This window comes from Microlunatus aurantiacus (assembly GCF_039536605.1).
GTDB lineage: Bacteria > Actinomycetota > Actinomycetes > Propionibacteriales > Propionibacteriaceae > Microlunatus > Microlunatus aurantiacus.
In genome coordinates, this window is record NZ_BAAAYX010000027.1 from 31,045 (window position 1) to 52,085 (window position 21,041).

General features: G+C 71.1%; 23 protein-coding genes. 10 read left to right on the plus strand and 13 right to left on the minus strand.

Annotation, left to right across the window (positions count from 1 at the left end; genetic code table 11):
• Nucleotides 1–54: 54 nt before the first annotated feature.
• The 4 genes from ccsB to ABD714_RS21860 are packed head-to-tail and all read right to left on the minus strand — an operon-like array spanning nt 55 to nt 5,049.
• On the minus strand, nt 55–1,086 hold the full coding sequence (gene ccsB, locus ABD714_RS21845) for a c-type cytochrome biogenesis protein CcsB (RefSeq protein WP_344814577.1): 1,032 nt from the start codon (nt 1,084–1,086) through the stop codon (nt 55–57).
• Complete coding sequence (resB, locus tag ABD714_RS21850) at nt 1,083–2,753, minus strand: cytochrome c biogenesis protein ResB (RefSeq protein ID WP_344814578.1); 1,671 nt, start codon at nt 2,751–2,753, stop codon at nt 1,083–1,085. The genes ccsB and resB overlap by 4 nt, the downstream gene beginning before the upstream one ends.
• A complete protein-coding gene (gene lnt, locus ABD714_RS21855; RefSeq protein WP_344814579.1) occupies nt 2,753–4,399 on the minus strand; it encodes an apolipoprotein N-acyltransferase in 1,647 nt (548 codons plus the stop codon). The genes resB and lnt overlap by 1 nt, the downstream gene beginning before the upstream one ends.
• A gap of 23 nt (nt 4,400–4,422) precedes the next feature.
• Nucleotides 4,423–5,049 carry a DsbA family protein gene (locus ABD714_RS21860; protein ID WP_344814580.1) on the minus strand — a complete coding sequence of 209 codons (627 nt, stop codon included), beginning with the start codon at nt 5,047–5,049 and terminating at the stop codon, nt 4,423–4,425.
• 267 nt (nt 5,050–5,316) lie between these two features.
• On the opposite strand from ABD714_RS21860, the gene ABD714_RS21865 reads away from it, so the two are divergent.
• The 10 genes from ABD714_RS21865 to ABD714_RS21910 all read left to right on the plus strand — a co-directional run bounded on the left by ABD714_RS21865 (nt 5,317) and on the right by ABD714_RS21910 (nt 14,833).
• Nucleotides 5,317–5,757 carry an ArsR/SmtB family transcription factor gene (locus ABD714_RS21865; protein ID WP_344814581.1) on the plus strand — a complete coding sequence of 147 codons (441 nt, stop codon included), beginning with the start codon at nt 5,317–5,319 and terminating at the stop codon, nt 5,755–5,757.
• On the plus strand, nt 5,754–6,410 hold the full coding sequence (locus ABD714_RS21870) for a methyltransferase family protein (protein ID WP_344814582.1): 657 nt from the start codon (nt 5,754–5,756) through the stop codon (nt 6,408–6,410). The genes ABD714_RS21865 and ABD714_RS21870 overlap by 4 nt, the downstream gene beginning before the upstream one ends.
• 59 nt (nt 6,411–6,469) lie before the next feature.
• Nucleotides 6,470–7,330 carry a cation diffusion facilitator family transporter gene (locus ABD714_RS21875; RefSeq protein WP_344814583.1) on the plus strand — a complete coding sequence of 287 codons (861 nt, stop codon included), beginning with the start codon at nt 6,470–6,472 and terminating at the stop codon, nt 7,328–7,330.
• A 59-nt stretch (nt 7,331–7,389) separates the two neighbouring features.
• Complete coding sequence (locus tag ABD714_RS21880) at nt 7,390–8,007, plus strand: cupredoxin domain-containing protein (RefSeq protein WP_344814584.1); 618 nt, start codon at nt 7,390–7,392, stop codon at nt 8,005–8,007.
• A gap of 69 nt (nt 8,008–8,076) precedes the next feature.
• Nucleotides 8,077–9,390 (plus strand): hypothetical protein, encoded by a 1,314-nt coding sequence (locus ABD714_RS21885; protein WP_344814585.1) that lies wholly within the window; start codon nt 8,077–8,079, stop codon nt 9,388–9,390.
• A complete protein-coding gene (locus ABD714_RS21890) occupies nt 9,387–10,394 on the plus strand; it encodes a CPBP family intramembrane glutamic endopeptidase (protein ID WP_344814586.1) in 1,008 nt (335 codons plus the stop codon). The genes ABD714_RS21885 and ABD714_RS21890 overlap by 4 nt, the downstream gene beginning before the upstream one ends.
• Entirely contained in the window at nt 10,391–11,197 is an 807-nt protein-coding gene (locus ABD714_RS21895) for a DUF4037 domain-containing protein (RefSeq protein WP_344814587.1), read from the plus strand. The genes ABD714_RS21890 and ABD714_RS21895 overlap by 4 nt, the downstream gene beginning before the upstream one ends.
• 4 nt (nt 11,198–11,201) lie before the next feature.
• The gene (locus ABD714_RS21900) at nt 11,202–11,846 is read left to right on the plus strand and encodes a copper resistance CopC family protein (protein ID WP_344814588.1); all 645 of its coding nucleotides are present in this window, start codon (nt 11,202–11,204) and stop codon (nt 11,844–11,846) included.
• Nucleotides 11,843–13,861 carry a bifunctional copper resistance protein CopD/cytochrome c oxidase assembly protein gene (locus tag ABD714_RS21905; RefSeq protein ID WP_344814589.1) on the plus strand — a complete coding sequence of 673 codons (2,019 nt, stop codon included), beginning with the start codon at nt 11,843–11,845 and terminating at the stop codon, nt 13,859–13,861. The genes ABD714_RS21900 and ABD714_RS21905 overlap by 4 nt, the downstream gene beginning before the upstream one ends.
• Before the next feature lie 261 nt (nt 13,862–14,122).
• Entirely contained in the window at nt 14,123–14,833 is a 711-nt protein-coding gene (locus tag ABD714_RS21910; protein ID WP_344814590.1) for a copper resistance CopC family protein, read from the plus strand.
• Nucleotides 14,834–15,120: 287 nt separating this feature from the next.
• On the opposite strand, the gene ABD714_RS21915 is transcribed toward ABD714_RS21910, so the two are convergent.
• From ABD714_RS21915 to ABD714_RS21955, 9 genes are all read right to left on the minus strand, one after another.
• Nucleotides 15,121–15,366: a hypothetical protein gene (locus ABD714_RS21915; protein ID WP_344814591.1), complete on the minus strand. Its 246-nt coding sequence runs from the start codon at nt 15,364–15,366 to the stop codon at nt 15,121–15,123.
• A gap of 401 nt (nt 15,367–15,767) precedes the next feature.
• Nucleotides 15,768–16,508, minus strand: coding sequence for a ZIP family metal transporter (locus ABD714_RS21920; protein ID WP_344814592.1), 741 nt, complete (start codon nt 16,506–16,508; stop codon nt 15,768–15,770).
• A gap of 739 nt (nt 16,509–17,247) precedes the next feature.
• Nucleotides 17,248–18,276 (minus strand): bile acid:sodium symporter, encoded by a 1,029-nt coding sequence (locus ABD714_RS21925; protein ID WP_344814593.1) that lies wholly within the window; start codon nt 18,274–18,276, stop codon nt 17,248–17,250.
• Nucleotides 18,273–18,722, minus strand: a complete 450-nt coding sequence (locus tag ABD714_RS21930; RefSeq protein ID WP_344814594.1) for a MerR family transcriptional regulator — start codon at nt 18,720–18,722, stop codon at nt 18,273–18,275. The genes ABD714_RS21925 and ABD714_RS21930 overlap by 4 nt, the downstream gene beginning before the upstream one ends.
• A gap of 47 nt (nt 18,723–18,769) precedes the next feature.
• A complete protein-coding gene (locus ABD714_RS21935; protein ID WP_344814595.1) occupies nt 18,770–19,081 on the minus strand; it encodes a hypothetical protein in 312 nt (103 codons plus the stop codon).
• Complete coding sequence (locus ABD714_RS21940) at nt 19,074–19,511, minus strand: MerR family transcriptional regulator (RefSeq protein ID WP_344814596.1); 438 nt, start codon at nt 19,509–19,511, stop codon at nt 19,074–19,076. The genes ABD714_RS21935 and ABD714_RS21940 overlap by 8 nt, the downstream gene beginning before the upstream one ends.
• Entirely contained in the window at nt 19,508–19,840 is a 333-nt protein-coding gene (locus ABD714_RS21945) for a hypothetical protein (protein ID WP_344814597.1), read from the minus strand. Before ABD714_RS21945 ends, ABD714_RS21940 begins: the two co-directional genes overlap by 4 nt.
• Before the next feature lie 300 nt (nt 19,841–20,140).
• A complete protein-coding gene (locus ABD714_RS21950) occupies nt 20,141–20,659 on the minus strand; it encodes a GNAT family N-acetyltransferase (protein ID WP_344814598.1) in 519 nt (172 codons plus the stop codon).
• Nucleotides 20,656–21,012, minus strand: coding sequence for an ArsR/SmtB family transcription factor (locus tag ABD714_RS21955; RefSeq protein WP_344814599.1), 357 nt, complete (start codon nt 21,010–21,012; stop codon nt 20,656–20,658). The genes ABD714_RS21950 and ABD714_RS21955 overlap by 4 nt, the downstream gene beginning before the upstream one ends.
• Nucleotides 21,013–21,041: the final 29 nt, after the last annotated feature.

A 21,041-nucleotide genomic window follows, 5' to 3' on the forward strand; every position in this document is an offset into this window, starting at 1 on the left:
TCCATCCCACCACGATACAGCAGTCGCTGAATTCAGCCTGGAGTGTCATGACACCTAGACCCCGGCGTAGGAGTGCAGGCCCGAGACCAGCAGGTTGATCCCGACGAAGTTGAACCAGAAGGACGCGACCCCGATCAGGGCGATCACGGCCGCCCGGGTGCCCCGCCAGCCGGCGGTCGAGCGGGCGTGCAGGTAGCAGGCAAAGATCACCCAGGTCACCAGGGCCCAGGTCTCCTTCGGGTCCCAGCCCCAGTAGCGGCCCCAGGCGTACTCGGCCCAGATCGCCCCGGCGGCGACGGTGAACGTCCACAGCGGGAAGGCGAAGGCCAGGAACCGGTACGCGTAGAGGTCGAGCTTGCGGGCGGTCGGGATCCGACTCAGGTACCCGGAGACGGTCCCCCGCTTCTCGGCTCGCTGCCGGATCAGGAAGAGCACGGTCAGTAGACCGCCGATGTTGAAGGCGGCACCGGAGACGACGGCCGCGCAGATGTGGATGATGAACCAGACCGAGTGCAGGGCCGGCACCAGCGGCGCCACGGCCACGTAGAACACGGTCACCGCTAGCCCGTTGCCGACCGCCGCGAGCAGCGTCACCGGCAGACCGAGCCACCGGGCCCCGGTCCGCCACACCATCACCAGGTAGACCGCGACGATCAGCACCATCGCGGTGATGGTGAACTCGTACATGTTGCCCCAGGGCGGACGGCCGGCGGCCAGTCCGCGGAGCGTGGTGCCGACGACGCTGCAGAGGAAGCCGACGACGGTCAGGGCGACGCCGATCCGGCCCCACAGTTCGACCTTCATCTCGGCCATTCGCTGCTCGACGGCGGCGTCGGTGGTCTTCGTATCGGGGGTCGGTGCATCAGAGGCCGGAGCATCGGGGGCCGACCTATCGGACGAGGCTGCGTGTGTGGACGGGGTGCCCGCGCTGCGGGCCCCCACACCGGCCAGCTCCCGCCGGTCGGCCGACTCCTCGACCGGGGCGTTGCGTGCTGCGGCCCACTCGGCGGCGTACGCGGTCATGGCCAGCAGGTAGACCACCACCGAGGTGACCAGGGCGGCGTTGGAGTAGTACTCGAGGTTCATCGGCTCTGCTTCCTCTGGTGCTGGTCGGGGGTGCTCACCGAGGTGGCGAGGTCGGCGACGTCGGTATCGAGTCCGGCGCGGGCGTCGGCGCGGTCGAGTCCGCCGATCTCGATCAGCCGGGAGCCGTCGGCCTTGGTCTGCACCCGGGCCCAGACGCGGCGCGGGCGGACGAACAGAGACAGGCAGAGTCCGATGACCGCGGCGACGATCGCGCCGAGGACCGCCCTGATGGCGGGGGTGTCGCTCATCTGCAGCTTCACCCACCGGGTCACCCCGGTCATCTCGATCGTCCCCTTGCCGTCGGGCAGCGTGAAGCTGGTGCCCGGCTTCAACAGGATCCGCAGCGGATCCCCCTCGGCGTCCTTCAGCTGAGTCAGTCCGGTCGTGTCCAGGGAGTACACGTTCTCCGGCCGGCCGGTCTCGGTCTTCGGCGGCCCGGTCCAGACGTTGACGTAGAGCGCCGGATCGAGCGCGTCGGGAAAGATCGAGCGGGGACCCCGGTCGTCGATCTTCGCGGTGGGGGCGAAGATGCCTTCGAAGGCGAGCCTTTCGGGCCGACCGTCGGGCACCTTGACCACCCCGAGGGAGGTGAAGTTGCCGTCCTGCGGCAAGAACACCACCGGCCCGGAGTAGGCGACATCGCCGTTGCCGTCGGTGACCTTCACCACCGGGGCGTAGCCGTGGCCGATCAGGTGCACGGTGGTGCCGTCCACCCTGACCGGCTTGTTCACCTCGACCGTGGCGGCGTAGGGGGGCGCGCCGGGTCGGTCGGTGACCATCGTGTCGAGCTCGAACAGCCGGGCCGCGCCGGTCTGCACCGGACCGGTCTCGAAGGCGACCCGGAAATCGGTGACGTCGATGGTGAACGGCCGCAGCTGGGATTCGGAGAACCAGCCGCCGGTGCTCAGGTCGTCGTACTGGGTGAGGTTGTTGGCGAAGCCCTGCCCGACGACCACCACACTGGTGCCGCGGAACCCGTACAGACCACCAACCGCCACCGAGAGCAGCAGGAAGACCATGCTCACATGGAAGACGAGGTTGCCGGCCTCGCGGAGATAGCCCCGCTCCGCCGCCACCGATCCGTCGTGGGCGACCACGCGGTACCGCTGCCGCCTGAGCTCGGTGGCGGCTGCCCGCAGCACCCGACGGTCGTCGAGGTCAGCGGGATCGGCCGACAGTTCGGCGGTCGCGTAGGCGGGCAGCCGGGACAGGTTGCTCGGGGTCCGCGGCGGCGGCGAACGGAGGGCCTTCGCATACACCAGCGCCCGGGGGATGATGCAGCCGACCAGCGACACGAACAGCAGCAGGTAGATCGCAGAGAACCAGGCCGACGTGTACACGTGGAACAGTCCGAGCGTGTCGTAGAGGGGGCCGATTCTCGGGTTCTGAGCGATGAAGTCACTGACCCGGATCGGACTGACATCACGCTGCGGGACCAGCGAACCCGGCACCGCGGCGACAGCCAGCGCGAACAACAGCACCAGCGCCGTCCGCATCGAGGTCAGCTGGGTCCAAAGCCACCGCAGCGTCCCCCGCACCCCCAGCGCCGGCGCCCTGCCGGCCCCGACAACGCCGGCCCCGACAACGCCGGCGTCGCTGCTGCCGGCGGCACTGGTGCGCGTCGGGTCGGCGGAGGCGGCCGCGTCCTGGGTCTCGGTGTCGCTCATCAGCGGGCCACCTCGCCGCGGACCGTGGCGGCCCGCCGGGACCAGTCGCGGGCCGTGGTGTCCCGCCGGGACCACCGGTAGCTGACGGCCAGCCCGACCATGGCGAGGAGCGATCCCCCACCGAGGATCCCGGCGATCCAGGGGCCGAGGACGGTGGCCGGTGTGAGGCCGGTGCGCACCGGCACGGTCGTCACCCGGGCAGCGGCCCGGTCGACGCCGATGGCGTCCAGGACGGCCCCGTCGGGTCCGATGACCTGGCTGGTACCGACGGTGGAGACGTTCACCACCGCTCGGCCGGTCTCGATGGCACGCATCCGGGCGAACGCAAGCTGCTGCAGGTTCTCGTCGCTGCCACGGAAGTCGGCGTTGTTGGTCTGGAACACATACATGCCGGCACCCAGCCGGGCCCCGTCCCAGATGACGTCGTCGTAGATGACGTCGAAGCAGATCGCCAACCCGAGTCCGACGCCATCCACACTCATCAGCGGCGGCAGCACGCCCGGGGTGTAGTCGCGCTGGATCAGCCCGACCAGGTCCGGGACGATCCGCTGATAGAGCCACCGATCCGGGACGTACTCCCCGAACGGCACCGGGTTCACCTTGTCGTGCAGCTGGGTCGCGCCGTCCGCGGTCCACAGCAGCGAGGTGTTGAAGACCTCTGCGCCCCGTCGGGTGGCGGCATTGACCAGCATCGGAGCCCCGGCGCGCCGGACCAGGTCGTCCAGCCGGGCCGCGGTGGTCGCATCGTTCAGCGGGTCGGAGTCAACGCCGCCCTCCGGCCAGACCAGCAGATCCATGTCCTGGCCCAGCACCGCGGCGGAGGCGGCGGTCTGAGCGGCCAGGACGTCACCGGGCGAGCGGTCGTCGAAGTAGGCGGCGGGCCCGTTCCCCTGCACCCAGCCGACGGTCAGGTCCCCGTCCGGGGTGGTTGGGAACTGCGGCACCAGCACCAGGGCGGCCGCGAGGGCAGCTGCCGGCGCGACCCTCAGGACCGCCGTCGGCGCCGGCACGACGGCCCTCGGTGTCGTTGCCGCGCGCACATCCGACAGCCTACCGACGCGCACCGCCTGCAGGGCCGCTGCGCACACCAGCACCATCAGGAACGACACCCCGGTGACACCCACCCAGGAGGCGGCCTCGGCGGCGGGTCCGTCGACCTGGCTCATCGCCAACCGCGCCCACGGGAACCCGCTGTACGGCCAGGCGCCCATCACCAGCTCCCGCAGCGTCCATCCCCCCGCGACCAGGACCGGAACGAGCACCAGTTGACACCAACGGTGCGGAAGCAGCCACGCGCTCCAGCGGTAGACGGCCGCGATCAGCACCGACCCGAGTCCGACCAGCACCGTCTCCAGGCCAGCCAGGGCCAGCCACGGCACCGGCCCGAGGAACCGACCCACCCAGATCAGGTGGGTGAGGTAGAACACCGCCCCGAACACCAGCCCCACCAGCAGCGCCCCGCCGGCACGGCGCCCGACGAGGCTGGCCAGCACCGCTAGAACGCTAGCCCAGGCCAACACCCACCACCCCACCGCCGGGAAGGCGCCGTCCAGCATCAGCCCGGCAGCAGCCGCCGCCGGGACGGCTGCCCACATCGGCAGCAGTGGCCCCGCGCCGGTCGCTGACCCGCTGATCCCGATCCTCATCGGGCCACGGCTCATACCCGGGCTCATCGGGCCAGCGCCTGGTCGAGCGCCCGGCTGAGGTCCAGCAGCGACGTCGACTCCAGCTCGTCGCCGTTGAGGAAGAGCGCGGGCGTCGCGGTCACCCCGAGGGCGAGACCGTCGTCGATGTCGGCCTGGATCGGTTCCCAGGTGGAATCGGCGGCATAGGCAGCGTCCCAACGGTCCATGTCCAGACCGAGGTCGGCCGCGTACCGGCGGAACAGCTCATCCTTGGGTTCCTGCTGCTCGGCCCACTCGGGCTGGGTCTGGAACATCCTGCGATACATGGCCTCGAGCTGGCCCTGCTGTGCGGCGGCCTCCACGGCCCGAGCGGCGCGCTGAGCGTTGACGTGGCCCTCCAGCGGGAAGTACCGGACCACGAAGGTGACCCGGTCGCCGTAGCCGGCCCGGAGCTGCTCGACGACGGGATACACCTCCCCACACACCTCGCACTCGAAGTCGAGGAAGGCCACGAACGTCACCTTCCCGTCGGGTGCCACCGACAGCCGACGCGAGCTGTCCCGCACGGTCAGACCATCGACCGCGACGCCACCAGGCTTCGCCAGCCCGGCCGGTCGCAGCAGCGCCTGGTAGGTGCCGATCGCGACCAGTGCCGTCAAGAACGTCGCCACCCCCGCCGTCAGGATCCGGGTCGACCTCGGCCGCGGTCGGGATGGCTGCTCGGCGCTCGTCGACGGCGCCGCAGACGAGGCGACTGGCTCGCTGCGCCGCCATTTCGCCATCGACACACCCTCCGTAGGAAGATCCGGGCCGGGTGGGAACCCAGCGCTGGGCTGCTGCGTTGGAGGTGTCAACGACACCCTGTGACCGCAACCCTCTTGACAGCAACCTATCAAAAGCGATGTCATCGTGCCATGGCGATACATGATCGGGTGCGGGTGAGGGACGAGTTGGCCGAGGAGGCCGATGCGTGCGCCGAGTCCGGACCGGCGGCGGCGGCTTCGTTGTTCCGCAGCCTGGCGGATCCGGCGCGGCTGACGATCCTGCAGCATCTCGCCCTCGGTGAGCACCGGGTGGTCGACCTGACGGCGCATCTGGGGTTGGCGCAGAGCACCACCTCGGCGCACCTGGCGTGCCTGCGGGACTGCGGCCTGATCTCGGCGCGGACCGTCGGTCGGGCCTCGATGTACTCCTTGGCGGTTGGGGGCGAGCTGATGGGGTTGTTCGCGGCGGCTGAGCGGCTGCTCGCGGTCACCGGCGACGCCGTCACCTTGTGCCCCAGCAACCACGGACTCGACGCGGGTCCGGCGGCGGGCGGGGCCGAGGACCAGACCGAGGCCGGGCCGGCGGCGCGCGACGCGGCTGCGAGCTCACGATGACTGACCTGGCGGCGACCGCGGCCGCGCTGGTCTATGCCGCGGCGATCGTGCTGCTGCTGGTCGTGCGGACCCTGCGGCAGTACCGGGCGACCGGCTCGACCGGCTTCAACGGGTTCCGCGGCGCGGCGCAGGATCCGGCCGCCCGGGCCGCCGGGATCGGGTTCGCCGCCGCCGTGCTGGTGGGGCTCGTGGCGCCGTGGCTGGCCGCGGTCGGGCTGCTGCCGGTGGCAAAGCTGCCGATCGTGCTGGGCGCCTTCGCGACGGTGGTCGCCGGGGCGGGGCTGCAGCTCGGGGTGACCGCTCAGCAGGCCATGGGCCGGTCGTGGCGGATCGGGGTCGATCAGGCCGAGGCGACAGAGCTGGTCACCACCGGCCCGTTCCGGCTTGTCCGCAACCCGATCTTCACCGCGCTGATGATGATCCAGGCCGGCACCGCGGTCATGGCGCCGACCTGGCTGTCGCTGATCGGGGCCGTGCTGATGGTCGCCGCCTGCCAGGCCCAGACCCGGCTGGTCGAGGAGCCGTACCTGCTGCGCCGCCACGGCGACGCCTACCGGGCCTACGCGGCCGAAGCCGGCCGGTTCGTGCCCGGCCTCGGACGTCTCCCCCGGCCCGCCCAGGCCGCCCGCCGGGCCGTGGAGGAACGGTCATGACCGGCGGGCACAGCCACTCCCACGCGCCGGTGACCGCCACCGGACGACACCGCCAACGGTTGGTTATCGTCGTAGCGATCACCGCCTCGATCTTCGTCATCCAGGTGATCGGCGGTCTCGCCTCCGGATCGCTGGCCCTGCTCGCCGACGCCGGGCACATGCTGACCGACTCCACCGGACTGGTCATCGCGTTGATCGCGGCCACCCTGGCCACTCGACCTGCCACCTCAGCCCGTACCTACGGGCTGCAGCGGGTCGAGGTGCTGGCCGCCATGGTCAACGGGCTCCTGCTGACCGGCATCGCGGTCTGGGTGCTCGTGCAGGCCATCGAGCGGTGGAACCAGCCGGCCGACATCTCCAGCGGACTGATGCTGGTGGTCGCCGTCGTCGGCGCCGTGGCCAACACCGTCGGCCTGCTCATCCTGCGCGGCGGCAAGGACGAGAGCCTCAACCTCCGCGGCGCCTACCTGGAGGTCCTCGGCGACCTGCTCGGCTCCCTGGCCGTGATCGCCGCCGCGCTGATCATCACGTTCACCGGCTACACCCGCGCGGACTCGATCGCGTCCCTGCTGATCTTCGTGATGATCATCCCCAGGGCGTTCTCGCTGCTGCGGGATGTGGTCGACGTGTTGTTGGAGGCCACACCCCGCGGCACCGACCTCGACCAGATCCGCCAACACATCCTCGAGGTCGACGGTGTCACCGACGTCCACGATCTGCACGCCTGGACCATCACCAGCGGAGTCCCGGTGCTGTCCGCCCACGTCGTCGTCACCGCCGACTGCCTCGCCGAGGGCCGCACCGGACAGGTGCTGGACCGGCTCGGGGAATGTCTCGGCGAGCACTTCGACGTCGAGCACTGCACCTTCCAGCTCGAACCCGAAGGTCACAGCGCCCACGAATCCAGCCACCACGCCTGACTCCAGCTCACCTCCCCCGCTGACACCGCATACCCGACGGAAGGAACCCTGTCCCCGCCATGGAGACACCGCCGACCCCCCGCCCGAGCGCCGCAGCCGGCACAGCAGCCGACCGACCCGAGCGAGGCACAGCCGACCGACCCGAGCGAGGCACGGCCGACCGACCCCGGGGTGGCTCGGCCGCCCGCCGGCTCGCGCTGCCCGCCGCGCTCGCCGTCACCGTGCTGTTCAGCGCCTGCCAGGCCGATGCCCCCGCCACCAGCACGCCAGCCAGCAGCACGTCGACCTCGGGCGCCACCACCGCTGCGGCCAGCCCCAGTCAGGCCACGCCGAGCCCGTCCGGTTCCTCCGTCCCGGCCACCCCCCGACCGAGCGAGACCCCAGCCACCACCCGCAAGCCGAGCCCGCCGGCGGCCGACACCACCATCGCGGTGGTGATCGCCGACGGAAAGGTCAGCCCGAACGCGGAGAACGTGCGGGTGAAAGAGGGCCAGACCGTGCAGGTGACCATCACCAGCGACGTCGACGAGTCGATCCATGTCCACGGCTACGACCAGACCGCCGAAGCGTCCCCCGGCAAACCAGGTGCGGTGACGTTCACCGCCGACGTCAAAGGCGTCTTCGAGATCGAGACCCACGAGTCGGCCAAGCTGGTCGCCAAGCTGATCGTGTCCTGACGTGTTCGCTGCACATCCCCTGCCGCGGGTCGGCGTTCAGGCGGAGTGGCCGTCGACGGTGGGTGGGCGGTGATCCCGCTGCACGGGATCGGCGGCCGGCAGGATCTGCCGGTGCCGTTCTCGGTGGTGCTGGTGGCCGCCGTGGCCACCCTCGTCATCTCGTTCCTGGTGCTGATGTGGCGGTGGCCGACGGCCCGCTACACCGGTGTGAGCGGGATCAGTCTGCCGCGGCTGACGGCGGTGCTGGATGCTCCGGTGCTGCGCTGGGTGGTCCGCGGGGTCGGGCTCGGGTTGGCCGGATGGGCCCTGCTGGCGCTGCTGGCCGGCCCCGATCAGCTGATCAACCCGATCTTCGGGTTCGTGTACGTGTGGGTGTGGGTGGGGCTGGTCCCGATCTCGCTGCTGCTGGGCCCGGTGTGGGCGACCTTGAACCCGTTCCGCACCGTGCATCTGCTGCTGGCCCGCCTCGCCCGGGTGCCGGACGATCGCGGCGCCGCGGGTCGGCTGCCGGCCGGGGCCGGGGTCTGGCCGGGGGTGGTGCTGCTGGGTAGCTTCGTGTGGCTGGAGCTGGTGGCACCCAACCGCACCACCATCGCCGTGATCATGATGTGGGTCGCTGCCTACGCGGTCGTGCAGATCATCGGCGGGCTGCTGTTCGGGTCGCGCTGGTACGCCGCCGCCGACCCGTTCGAGGTGTACGCCCTGCTGATGGCGAAGCTGTCACCATGGGGCCGCGGCCCTGACCGTCAGATCGTGGCCCGGTCGCCGCTGGCGAACCTGGCCACCCTGCGGCCGGTGCCGGGGACCGTCGGGTTCGTCGCCGTGCTGCTGGGCTCCACCGCCTTCGACGGGTTCTCCAACTCCACCGGCTGGATCCGCTGGATCCAGACCGGCGACAAACCCGGCGTGCTGGTCGCGACCGCCGCCCTGGCCGGGATGATCACGATCGTGGCGGTCAGCTACTCGCTGGCCGTCTACCTGTCGGGGCGAGTGACCGGGGTGCCGGCGGCCGGGCAGCGACGCACCTTCATCCACTCCCTGGTCCCGATCGTGCTGGGCTACGTGATCGCGCACTACCTCACCCTCACCGTGTTCGAAGGGCAGCGGACACTGATCTTGTTCAGCGACCCCCTCAACGCCGGCTGGAACGTGTTCGGCACCGCGCACTGGCAGGTCGGGATGGGCTTCTTCGCCTACACCACAGCGATCGCGGTGGCGCAGGCCGGTGCGGTCCTGCTCGGCCACGTCGGCGGTGTCGTCGCCGCCCACGACCGCGCCCTGGCGGTGGCACCGGCCAGTCGGGCGGTGGCCGGGCAGATCCCGATGCTGCTGGTCATGATCGGCTACACCCTGGGCGGCCTCTGGCTGCTGTTCTCCCCATGAGCGACCACCGCGGACCCCGACGCCGCCGACCCCCGAGCCGACCCAGCCTGCCCCCACCGCTCCCCCACCCGGCCCTGCCGGGGGGCGGTTCGACGGTGCCGCCCGGGGTGGCGTATCCGGCGGTGCTGTCCCAGCAGCCGCCGTGGCGGGCTCTGCTCGGGATCGTGCTGGCCCTGGCCGGCTACACCGTCGTCACCGCGCTGGTGTCCTCGGCAGTGGTCGGCGCCGGCTACCTCGCCCAGCAGCCCGGGGTGCCGCTGGGCGACTACCGGGCCGCCGCAGTCCGCTACCAGAACCCGGTCGGGTTCCTCGCCCAGAGCCTCAGCATCGCCGCGGTCATCGCCGTGTGCTGGGCGTTGATGCGGTGGCTGCACGGACTGCCGTTGGGCTGGCTGTCCTCGGTCCGGCCGGGCCTGCGGTGGCGGTATCTGGGCTGGTGCCTGCTCGCCGCGGCGGTCGTCGTCTACGGCATCGTCGCCGCCACCGCGGTCGTCGGGCCGCAACCGCTGGTCTGGCGGCCCCAGCCCGGCCTTGTCGCGGTGCTGCTCGTGGTCGTGTTGGTGACCCCGTTGCAGTCCGCGGCCGAGGAGTACCTGTTCCGCGGCTACCTGCTGCAGACCATGGGCAGCTTCTTCCCGACCCCGTGGGTCGGGGTGATCTTGTCGTCGCTGCTGTTCGCCGCCCTGCACGGCAGCCAGAACCTGCCCTTGTTCGTGAACCGGCTCGCGTTCGGGCTGCTCGCCGCCACCCTGGTGCTGGCCACCGGCGGCCTGGAGGCCGGCATCGCCGCCCACATCATCAACAACGTCGGCGCCTACACCCTCGCCGGGTTCACCGCCTCCATCGCCGACCTCCGCGCCGTCCGCAGCCTCGGCTGGAGCGACGCAATGCTCGACGTCGCCGGGTTCGCCCTGTTCGCCGTCGTCGCCGTCCTGCTCGCCCGCCGCCTCCGGCTACCCGTCACCACCCCCGCCACCCCCACCGGGTCCGGGGGCCGGCGGTGACCGGCCCGTGGCCACCGGCCGACCTGGGCGCACGGCTGACCCAGCTCGACGGCGTCCTGGCCGTCCACACCGCCACCGGTCCGGCCGGCACCCTCGACCTGGTCCTGTACCACCGGGGGCCGGTGCCAGCCCGCACCCACCACGCCATCTGCCGGACCCTGCTGAACCCCCAGACCAGCGACCACCTCCCCCCGGGCGGGCAGACCCGGCCGCGGCTGCGGGCCGTCACCGAACCGGCGCCGCTGGAATGGGCCTACCGTGACCTGGACCGGGTGCAGCAGCTCGCCCGCCGGGTCGCCGCCGGGCAGCACCATTTCGAGCTCGCACCGGGCAAGGTCCGACTACAGCCGGACTTCCAACCGTTGGCCGACCTGACCCGCGCCCAGATCCTGGCCGACCCGTCCGCCGAGCTCGGCCTGCTCCAGCACCGGCTTCAGCACTACCCCGATCCGTTGGCCGACGCGCTGGTCGCCCGGCTCTGGGAGACCGCCCTGCTGCTGGAGGAGACGCACCGGGCCGCCGACCACGGCGACACCGTCGGCGTCGCCGCCGGGCTGGCCCGGATCCTGGACCTGGCCGCGCACGCCCTGCACGGGCACGCCCGCAGCTGGCCACCGGACCCCGCCGAGCTGTTCACCGCCACCCAGCGACTCCACGACGCCCCGCCCGGCTTCACCCGCACCACCCAGCATCTCCTCGCCCACCTCGGCAGCCGACCCACCCTGCTCCACGACGCCGCCGACGCAACCAGCCAGCTGCTGCGGGCGGTCACCGCCACCTGCCAGCCCCGGCGGCAGGACTGACCTGATGACCCCCCGCCCCCCACCACACCACCGCCGCAGTCTCGCCCGGTCCCGTCTCGCCGCCCCGTCCTCGATGGCTGCCACCGCAATGCTGCTGCTGGCCGTGCTGCTGCTGGCCGTGGGGCCGCCAACCACCGCGGCGGCGCATGAGCAGCTGTTGCGCGCCGACCCGGCAGCGGGGGCCACCGTGACCGGCCCCGTCACCGTGATCCGGCTGACCTTCAGCGACGCCATCAGCCCCGGCTTCGCCGCCGCCACCTTCGCCGTCGACGACCAGCCCGCCCGATCGGTCAACGTCACCGTCGACGGCGCCACCCTCACCGTGGTGCCGCCCGACCCGGCACCGACCACCCGCCAGCGGTGGACCCTCGCCTACCGGGTCGTGTCCAGCGACGGGCACCCGATCGTCGACCAGCTCAGCTTCACCGTCACCCCCACCGGCCAGGCGACCGGCACGGCCGCCTCCACGGCCAGCAGCCCGCCTTCTCGACCCGCTGCCACCCCGGCCACCCCGCCGGCCACCGGCCCGGGACGGCGATGGCTGCTCGCAGGGGCAACGGTGCTCCTGATCGGCATCGTCATGGTCGCCGCCCGGCTCCGACGCCGCCCGCCCGCACCCCTTCCCGACCGGCGAGACAACCCTCGATGACGACCCGTACCACGGCCGGGCTGGTGGGCGCCGGCGTCGCCGCACCTTTGGTGGCCGTGTCCGTTCTGGCCGCGGCCGGTGCCCTGGCCGCCCCCGGCGGCGGGCTGCCCGATCCGGGTCCGCTGGTGCGCGCGGGCCTGCCGGTCGCCGCCGCGGTGCGGGATCTGGCCGCGGCCCTGACCGTGGGTCTGCTGGTCACCGCAGCGACCCTGCTGCCCGGTCCCGGTCCACGACAGCCCGGGCTCGGCGCACGGCAGGGCAGAGACGTGCTGACTCCTTTGCAGCACCGCACGACCGGGTGGGCGGCTGTGGCCGCCGCCGCCTGGACGACCGCCACCGTCGTCGGTCTGCTGTTCACCTACGCCGACCTGGCCGGCAGCCCGCTCGGTGTCGGCACCGTCGCGGCGCTGCCCTACTTCGTCACCGACTTCGACCTCGGCCGGGCCCTCGGCCTGTCCGCGGCCGGCTCGCTGCTCGCCGGCCTGCTCGCCGCCACCGCCGCCACGCCCGGACGTCTCGGCACGGCCACCCTGCTGGCCGTGGCCGCGGTCGTGCCGCTGGCCTGGACCGGGCACGGCGGCAGCAGCCTCAACCACGCCACCGCCATCGACGCCCAGATGACCCATCTCGTCGGCGTCAGTGTCTGGGTCGGCGGCCTCGCCGCCCTGACCCTGCTCCGCTCCCGGCTCGGCGGCGACCTCGCCATCACCGCCGGACGGTTCTCGGTACTGGCCGGCTGGTGCTACGGCCTGGTCGCCGCCGGCGGGCTCGCCGGCGCGGTCGTGCGGCTCCCCGACCCGGCCGCGGTGACCGGCACCAGCTACGGACAGATCCTGCTCGGCAAGGCGACGGTGCTCACCGCGCTCGGGATCGCCGGCTGGTACCACCGCCGCCGGCTGCTGCCGCAGCTGAGCGTCCCGGGCCGCCGCGGGTTCGCCCGACTCGCCGCCGGCGAGCTGATGTTGATGGGGGCTGCGGTCGGGCTCGGTGTCGCGCTCGGCCGGACCTCCCCACCCGACGCCGCGCTCGCCGAGACACTGCCGGCGACCACCGCCCTGCTCGGCTACCCGATGCCGCCCCCGCTGACCCTCACCACCATCTTCACCGCCTGGCGGCCCGACCCGCTGTGGCTGCCCCTCGCCGGCGCCGCCGCCGTGTGCTACCTGCTCGCCGTCCGGCGGCTGCGGCGCCGCCAGATCCGCTGGCCCGCCGCCCGCACCGTCGCGTTCCTGCTCGGCTGCGGGCTGTTGATCGCCGCCACCAGCGGCAGCCCCGGCGTGTACGGGCAGGTCCTGTTCAGCATGCACATGGTCCAGCACATGACCATCGCCACCGCCGTCCCCGCGTTCCTCGTCCTCGGCGCCCCGATCACCGTGGCCCTGCGGGCCCTGCCGGCCCGCACCGACGGCAGCCGCGGCCCCCGCGAATGGCTGCTCGCCGTCGTCGGCTCCCGCTACGCCCGACTGCTCAGCAACCCGCTGATCGTGATCGCGCTCTTCCTCGGCTCCCTGGTCGCCTTCTACTACACCCCTGCCCTGGAGTTCTCCCTCCGCACCCACATCGGGCATCTGCTGATGCTCGGCCATTTCCTGCTCGTCGGCTACCTGTTCGCCAACATCATCTGCGGCATCGACCCTGGACCGGCGCGGCCGCCGCACCTGTTCCGGCTGATGCTGTTGATTGTCACCTTCGGCTTCCACGCCTTCTTCGCCGTCTCGTTGCTGTCCGGCAGCGCGCTGCTCGCCGAGTCCTGGTACGCCAGCCTGGAACGCGGCTGGGGACCCAGCCTGGCCGCCGACCAAGCCCTCGGTGTGGCCCTCAGCTGGGCCCTCGGCGACTACCCGATCGCCATCCTCGCCGTCGCCCTCATCGTGTCCTGGGTGGCCGACGACACCCGCGAAGCCCGCCGCTACGACCGACAAGCCGACCGTGACGGCGACGCCGAGCTCACCGCCTACAACACCCATCTGCAACGCCTGCACCACCACGACCGCCACGGCGAGAACCAGTCATGACCCAACCAGGAAAGGAAACAACCCGTGGCCCCAGCGGATAAGCCGACGACTCACCACCCCTTAGAGGTAGACATCAGAACCTTCGGCGGATGCGCATCACGCCGCCAGTCAGTCCACCACTCAGCGGTCGGAGCCCAGGGCGTCCTCGAGGCAGCCAAACGTCGCGGACCATGTCCTGACCCCGCACAGGGCACCGGCCACCACCCCAGCACCACCAGGCACCCCCACCCTGGCTGGTGGCACCGAGGGCGGCTGGGACGGGTGGCCGCTGCGCTGGCGGTCGTGGTGGCCGTCACACTTGCCACGCAGCCGCTCGCCGCGTCAGCCCACAGCACGCTGGTCACCAGCAGCCCCGCGGCGGGAGCGCAGGTCAGCGCCCCGGTGTCCACCGTCCGGCTCACCTTCACCGCACCCATCACCACGACCTCCGCTGCGGTCACCCTCGCCGTCGACGGTGCCGCCCCCCGCCCGCTCACAGCCGTCGTGGAACGCCAGGACCTCATCGCGACCATCCCCGCTGAGGTCATCGCCGACGGCGCGCGAGCGACTGGCCCTCAACCGTGGACGATCTCCTACCGAGCCGTCGATGAGGATGGTCACCCGCTCAGCGACCAGCTGACCTTCACCGTGACAGCCACCCGGACCGTGGCGTCGACCGACGCGGCATCCACCCCAGGCCCTGCCCGCCCGGCCGACCCCCCCAACACATCCAGCCCGTCAGCGTCCAGCCCGTCTGCGTCCAGCCCGCTGGCGCCACCACACGAAACCGGAATCAACCCGCACGCCCCGGTCAGTCCTGAACGCCTACTGGGTCCAGGGCTGGCCATCGGTCTGATCGCGATCGCGGCGCTTCTGGTCGTCGTCGCCCCCCGACTGGTGCGCCGCCCCCGCCCGTCGAAGACCACCCCACCGGACGACATCGACGACCCCACCGGCGACGACCCGGAACCACCACCACCGACCACCAGTTGATCGGCACACCGCAGGTGATCCAGCCCTACCCGGAGGCGGGTCGCCGGTCCTTACGGGGATGGTCCGTCGCTGGCCGCAGACCCTGTAGGCGGCTGCCCACGATGGGGGGATCCCGCCACAGTGCGGTCGCCCCCAACTCCAGAGCAAACCCACGACTGCCCGGCACGTTCTGCCCCGGGCTCTCCGGTGCGCCGGATTCCGCTACGACCTGAGTGATTCCGCTGCTGGCTCCGACCACATGGTTCGGGCTCCCCGTCGCCGTCAGAATTGATCGGCGCCATCCCCCCTTACAGCGGTCGGTCCGTCCCGGTATCGGTGCCGGGTCGCCTTGCCCTGCCGCGTGCGCGGGCCCAGACGAGGAGCGCGAGAACGACCACGGCGCCGACGGCAGCGACCGCGCCGGCGAGCACACTGTCGGTTCGCCAGATCGTGAAGCCGCCAGCCGCGACACAGACCACCGCCAACAGCCAGCTCCGGCCCTGGCGGACGAGCTCACGCCTCAGCACGGAGACGGGGGCGTGCTCGTTGGGCATCTGGTCGCCCTCCTTTCCGCGTCGACGGCTCGCGGGGCCGACCGATGCTCCGCTGTCGTTCGAGCACCGAGTGTCTCACCGATCGGTTGGCGCCCTCAGCACGGTGCGTCCCGGAGAGTGGCGATACCGGGACGTGTTCGGCGATGCTTCGAGCCCACCGCCGAAGGACCGCCCAGCGACGGGCCCTGCGGAAGGTCTTCGGCTTCGCGGTGGCGTGGACGCCTCCCGTTGGGCGCCGCGGCGCGGACCTTGTCGAGAGGCAGCAGTGCCGCCAGCAGACCACGAGCTGTCACCAGCCACCTGTGACTCCGCCACCAACGCCACCCGCTCCCCCGTGGGTAGTGCCAGCGCCGGTCGCAGCGTCCGCAGATCGACATGGCGCTGGCCGACCACTCCGCCGGTCACGCCGCCACCTCGCCCAGGATGTAGATGATCAAGAAGCCGAGGAAGAACATGGCACCCAGCAGCGGGGTCTCCTTCTCCTCGTGGGCCTCCACCAACAGCTCCTCGACCGCCAGGTAGAGCAGAGCGGCGCAACCGAAAGCGAGGACCGCGGCCAGCAACTCCGGGCCGGCACCGCCGAGCAGAGCCGCACCGCCGACCGCGCCCACGGCGGTGGCCAGACCGAGCCCGATGCACAACAGTGCCGACCGTGCCCTCGGCACACCCAGATCGGTCAACTCACCCACCACCGACAACGACAGGAACAAGATCTCGATCGTCAAGGCGATGGTGAGCACCAGCCCGGCAGTGGAGCCCAAAGTTACGCCGAGTCCGACCAGCAGCCCGTCCAGCAACAAATCGATGCCAACAGCGGCCAGCAGCCCCACCGGCAGCACGTAACCAGCGGTCCGGGTCACGGCACGGTCGCGGTCTTCCAGCCTGCGACCCCACGCACCGAGCGACAGCATCACCACCACACCGACACAGAAACCGATCACCGCCCACGGCAGCCGGCCTTCCTCGCGCAAGTCGGGCATCACCTCCCCGATCAACGCCGCCATCACCACCCCGGCGGCGAAATGCTGCACCCCGCTCATCAGCCTGGGTCCAGGCCGACGCCACACCGCCACCAACGACCCGACCACAGCCGCACCGACAGGGAAGCTCACCAGCACCGCCGCCTGTCCCACTAACCCCATCGCCACCCACCCTTCATCGCCGATGTAGGGGAAGTACATCAGTCGGGTTTCGAGACTGGTGTCCGCTCCATCAATCGGGTGGGCAGTGCCTGTCGCTGGCCACGGATTGCCACGGGCAGATCACTGTCCTGCCTGCTGAGGAAACCGTCGCTGGAATGACGAGCTGAACTCCTCGGGCGCTCAGATCTCCCCGCATCGCCTCGTCGTCGACCGGCATTCCGGGCAGGAGTCGAGGGTGTTGCCCGGGCCGAAGGCACGCCGGGCGAAGTCGAAGTGCCGAGCGGGCCGGTCCAGGAGCGTGTCGAGTTGCGTGCTGACCCGAGAGTCAGACGCTGAGGACCTGCTCGGCGGTCCCAGCTGACCAATCGCTTCAGCGGACGTCAACAGCCGGATCCGGCCAACCTCACCGACCAGATCGACGCGTTCACCGGCGTCACCGGCGCCGTGACCACCGCCTCGAGGACCTACCAGAGGAGAACCGTTGCAGCGTCAACAAGCCCTCGGGCGCCGCCTCGGCGCCGAGCTTGAGGCGTCGATCTGCTCGCCCGGGTTCGGCACGCTGAGCGGCACAGCATTGATCTCGCCGACCTGCTCGCGACTTCGGAGCGTCAGCGCCGGGTCGCCGAAGACGGGTTGGGCACCACAACGGCTGACCTTGCGGCCGCCCGCGAGACGCTGCCTCGGACAACCAGATCCGTCCCTTCACCTGCGTGACACAAGTTCACGCAGGACCCGCAGGTTAACGGCGGCCCGATTCCGGCTCGGTAGGCGTCCTCTCCTGCACCCGAGGGCCACCGCCTGGTCTGTCGGGCGCCAAGTGTGGAACCAGCCGGACGAGGACCACCATTGCGACCAGCTCGACCAGGGTCTGGGTGACCACAGCCAGCGGCGCGATGCTGAGCTCGGCAGGTAGGGCGAGGGCGAGGGGCAGCACGACCAGCGAGTTTCGGGTCGCGGTCGAGAACATCACCGCTCGACTGGCGGGCACGTCCAGCCGGGTCGCCCGAGCCAGGCACTTGCCGACCAGGACCGCGACGACGACGAACACCACATACAACGGGACGACGCGGACGAGGGCGACCGCTTGGGACCCGACGGCAGCGATCTGGGAGCCGACGACCACCGCCAGGGTGGCCATCATCAGTGGCACCATCGCAGCGGCCATGACGCTCTCGATGACCCGTCCGGCGCGGAAGCGCCGGCTGATGGCCTGAACGACGGCGGCGCCGGTCAGCGGCAGCACGATCAAGACGACGAAGGCCTCGATGAACGGGTGGATGTCGACGACCATCAGCATGTCGGCTCCGGCGAAGAGGAGCAGGTAGAGCGGCAGCAGCAGCATCTGCGCCAGCATCAGCAGCGGGGCGGCCGCGAGCAGCCGGGCCCGAGCGCCACCAGCCAAGCCGGTGAACACGATGACGTAGTCGATGCACGGGGTCAGCAGCACCAACAGCACCCCGAGCATCAGACCAGGGTTGTAGGCGACGAACCGGGACAGCCCGAACGCGACCAGCGGGACGACTACGAAGTTCGCCAGCAGGACCGTGCCCAGGAACCGGATATCCCGGAACGCCCGCCCGACCTCGATCAACGGCACACCGAGGAACGTCGCGAACAGCAGCAACGCCAGTACCGGGTTGATTGCCAGGGTCAGTGTCGGCGCGAGCTGCGGCGCGACCAGCCCGGCGACCGCCCCGACGACGATCGCCGACAGATACAACGGGATCTGGTGGTCATCCCACCAGGCGACCACGGCCTGACGGCTCATCGTGCGGTGACGACGGTCTCGGTTCGCTCAGCGCAGGACCGCTCCTGTTCCTCCTCCAGCAGGACGCACTCACTGCGGCAGGAGCTGCCGCTGTCCGGGCATGCCGCCACCTGCCGGGTGGCGGCGACGAGCCGGGTCCGCAGCAGCTGGAGGTTCGCCAACCGCAGGTCGACCTCGTGAAGACGCTGTTGCAGCATCGGCATCAGGGTCTCGCGCACCCGGGTGCAGCTGTCGTCGTCGACGACCTGCAGCAGCTCAACGATCTCCGGCAGCGCCAACTCCAGCTGCTTCGCGGCGTCGACGAACGCCAACCGCTCCAACACGCGCTCGTCGTAGTCGCGATAGCCGTTGGGTCCGCGCTGGCAGTCGACCAGGCCGAGCGTCTCGTAGTAACGCAGCGCGGTCGCCGTCAGCCCAGAGCGGGCAGCAGCTTCTGAGATCAACACCGGCCGACTCTAAACCTTCGAGTCGACTGGAAGGTCAAGCCCAATGGTCAGCGGTCGTTGGCCTCGGAGATCTGCAGTGCCACCGTGCGCTTCTGGCAGCTGCAGCCGCCACCGTGACTCATGCCCCCGCAGGTGCAGGACTGACGGCGCCGGCCGAGCCACCACACGCCGACCGCGACCACAGCCAAGGCGATCGCGATCGCTGGCAGCCACCCGACCAGCGCACCGACGCCGGTGCCGACGACGCCAGCCGCGATCAGGACCGGCAGGGCACAACACGCCACGCACGCCAGGGCGGCGAGGCCGCCCAGCATCTTCGGGGCCCGGGCGGGCCGGCGGTCAGCAACACTGTCAGTCATGGCGGGTCTCCTTGGACATGTCGGTGAACGGGATCGGGCAGCAGGCAATGGAGGCGCAGGCGGCGAGGTCGTCACAACCCGCTGCCACGGCGGCGGTAAGGGTGGCGCGGATGGCGGTGAGGTCCGCGATCCGGGCGTCCACCTCCGCGATCTTCGCGGTCGCCCTCTCCTGCAGACCGGGCGTGGCTAGGCCGTGGCGGTGTCGGCCGACCTCCAGCAGCTCGGCCACCTCCTCCAGCGTGAAGCCGAGCCGTTGCGCCGCTTTGATGACGCGCAGCACCGTGACCGCCTGCTCGTCGTAGAGACGGTGACCGCCGTTGCTGCGCTCCGGCTCGGCCAGCAACCCCCGGCGCTCGTAGTACCGCAGCGTCTGCGGGTTCACCCCCGCCATCGCAGCAACATCACCACTGCGCAGTCCGGTCGCCGTCATTGCCGCAGCCCCGCCGCGGATCGTGTCTCCAAGGCGTCCAGCACCGCGATCTGAGACGACGGGACCGTCACGTCCACCACCAGCCCGGCATCACCGTCCGCGAGATGGAAGTCGAAGAACGTGCAGCACGCACTCTCGCGTGCCGTCAGATCCCGCAGTGTCACCTCCGCCGACGGGTCGAACACCCAGCGCAGCACCCGTGGCGACACCCGCTCCCGACCGAGAAGCACGGTGGAGAAAACGTCATCGAATTCCTGCTGCCGCAGCGGCCGCTCAACCGTCGGCAAGGTGCACTCCTGCGGCACCCACTCATCCCACACATCCGCCATAGGAACGACGGTAAACCCGTACCTACGTACCGGATGCAACCCGACAAGAGGCTTGTCCTTCTGGCCATCGGGTGCCCACCGGGCGATCACTGGCACCGTGCTCGGCGCCGCCCCGTCTCCTCGGCGTCAATTCCACCGCCTTGATCTCCGCACTCGCCCTGCTACGGGTGCTCTCCGCCATCAAGTGCGGGCGCCACTGACCCCAAGCAGGCCCGATCCTCTGACCGTAGGGCAAGAGTGGTGGGTGACCACGGGTACTCAAACCATGGGCCCTGCAGCCCTCGGCGCTGCGCAGGGGATCTAGCAGCCGGCCACCGCGCTGCGGCGTTCGATCATGATCACGTCGCGCCACTGTCCGGCACACGGCCCATAGGACATATGTCCTAGCCGTCGGCGGATGCCGACCACCTCGAACCCACCAGTCCGGTGCAGCCGCAGGCTGGCCGTGTTCTCGGGGAAGATGCCGGACTGGATGGTCCAGATCCCTGCCGCTTCGGTCGAGGCGATCAACGCGTCGAGGAGGAGCCGTCCCACGCCGTGGCCTTGGGCGGCCGGGTCCACATAGACGGAATGCTCGACGACCCCGGCGTAGACGCAGCGGTCCGACACTGCGGATGCGGCGGTCCAGCCGAGCACCCGGCCCTTGGGGTCGGCTGCGACCAGGCGCTGGTCTGGCAGCTTGGCGGCGTCGAACGCCTCCCAGGCCGGTGGTTCGGCTTCGAAGGTGGCATGGCCGGTGGCGATCCCGGCGGCGTAGATCGCCTCGACCTGCGGCCAGTGTCCGACCGTGAGCGGGACGATCGACGCGGCGAGGCTCACGGGGTGATCAGGCGGGCCAGATCGGTCAGGGTGTCGGGGATGAGCCGGTAGTAGGCCCAGCGGCCACGCTGCTCACGGGACAGGATGCCGGCCTCGACCAGGATCTTCAGGTGATGGGACACGGTCGGCTGCGACAACCCGACTGGCTCGGTCAGGTCACACACGCACGCCTCCTGGTCCTCGTGAGCGGCGACCAGCGACACCAGTCTGAGGCGGGTCGGGTCGGCGATCGCCTTCAACGACGTCGCCAGGGTCTCGGCGTCTGCGGGGGTGATGACCTGCCCGACGACCGGTGAGCAGCACTCGGTCAGCACCGGCAGAACGGTCGTGGTGGGCGGCGCGGTCACGGTCATGCGAACCAGCCTACGCGACCCATTGACAT

Coding starts and splice junctions, on each gene's coding strand:
- ccsB (WP_344814577.1), bottom strand. CDS start 1,086: ATGAACCTCGAGTACTACTCCAACGCCGCCCTGGTCACCTCGGTGGTG.
- resB (WP_344814578.1), bottom strand. CDS start 2,753: ATGAGCGACACCGAGACCCAGGACGCGGCCGCCTCCGCCGACCCGACG.
- lnt (WP_344814579.1), bottom strand. CDS start 4,399: ATGAGGATCGGGATCAGCGGGTCAGCGACCGGCGCGGGGCCACTGCTG.
- ABD714_RS21870 (WP_344814582.1), top strand. CDS start 5,754: ATGACTGACCTGGCGGCGACCGCGGCCGCGCTGGTCTATGCCGCGGCG.
- ABD714_RS21880 (WP_344814584.1), top strand. CDS start 7,390: ATGGAGACACCGCCGACCCCCCGCCCGAGCGCCGCAGCCGGCACAGCA.
- ABD714_RS21890 (WP_344814586.1), top strand. CDS start 9,387: ATGAGCGACCACCGCGGACCCCGACGCCGCCGACCCCCGAGCCGACCC.
- ABD714_RS21900 (WP_344814588.1), top strand. CDS start 11,202: ATGACCCCCCGCCCCCCACCACACCACCGCCGCAGTCTCGCCCGGTCC.
- ABD714_RS21905 (WP_344814589.1), top strand. CDS start 11,843: ATGACGACCCGTACCACGGCCGGGCTGGTGGGCGCCGGCGTCGCCGCA.
- ABD714_RS21915 (WP_344814591.1), bottom strand. CDS start 15,366: ATGCCCAACGAGCACGCCCCCGTCTCCGTGCTGAGGCGTGAGCTCGTC.
- ABD714_RS21920 (WP_344814592.1), bottom strand. CDS start 16,508: ATGGGGTTAGTGGGACAGGCGGCGGTGCTGGTGAGCTTCCCTGTCGGT.
- ABD714_RS21925 (WP_344814593.1), bottom strand. CDS start 18,276: ATGAGCCGTCAGGCCGTGGTCGCCTGGTGGGATGACCACCAGATCCCG.
- ABD714_RS21935 (WP_344814595.1), bottom strand. CDS start 19,081: ATGACTGACAGTGTTGCTGACCGCCGGCCCGCCCGGGCCCCGAAGATG.
- ABD714_RS21940 (WP_344814596.1), bottom strand. CDS start 19,511: ATGACGGCGACCGGACTGCGCAGTGGTGATGTTGCTGCGATGGCGGGG.
- ABD714_RS21945 (WP_344814597.1), bottom strand. CDS start 19,840: ATGGCGGATGTGTGGGATGAGTGGGTGCCGCAGGAGTGCACCTTGCCG.
- ABD714_RS21955 (WP_344814599.1), bottom strand. CDS start 21,012: ATGACCGTGACCGCGCCGCCCACCACGACCGTTCTGCCGGTGCTGACC.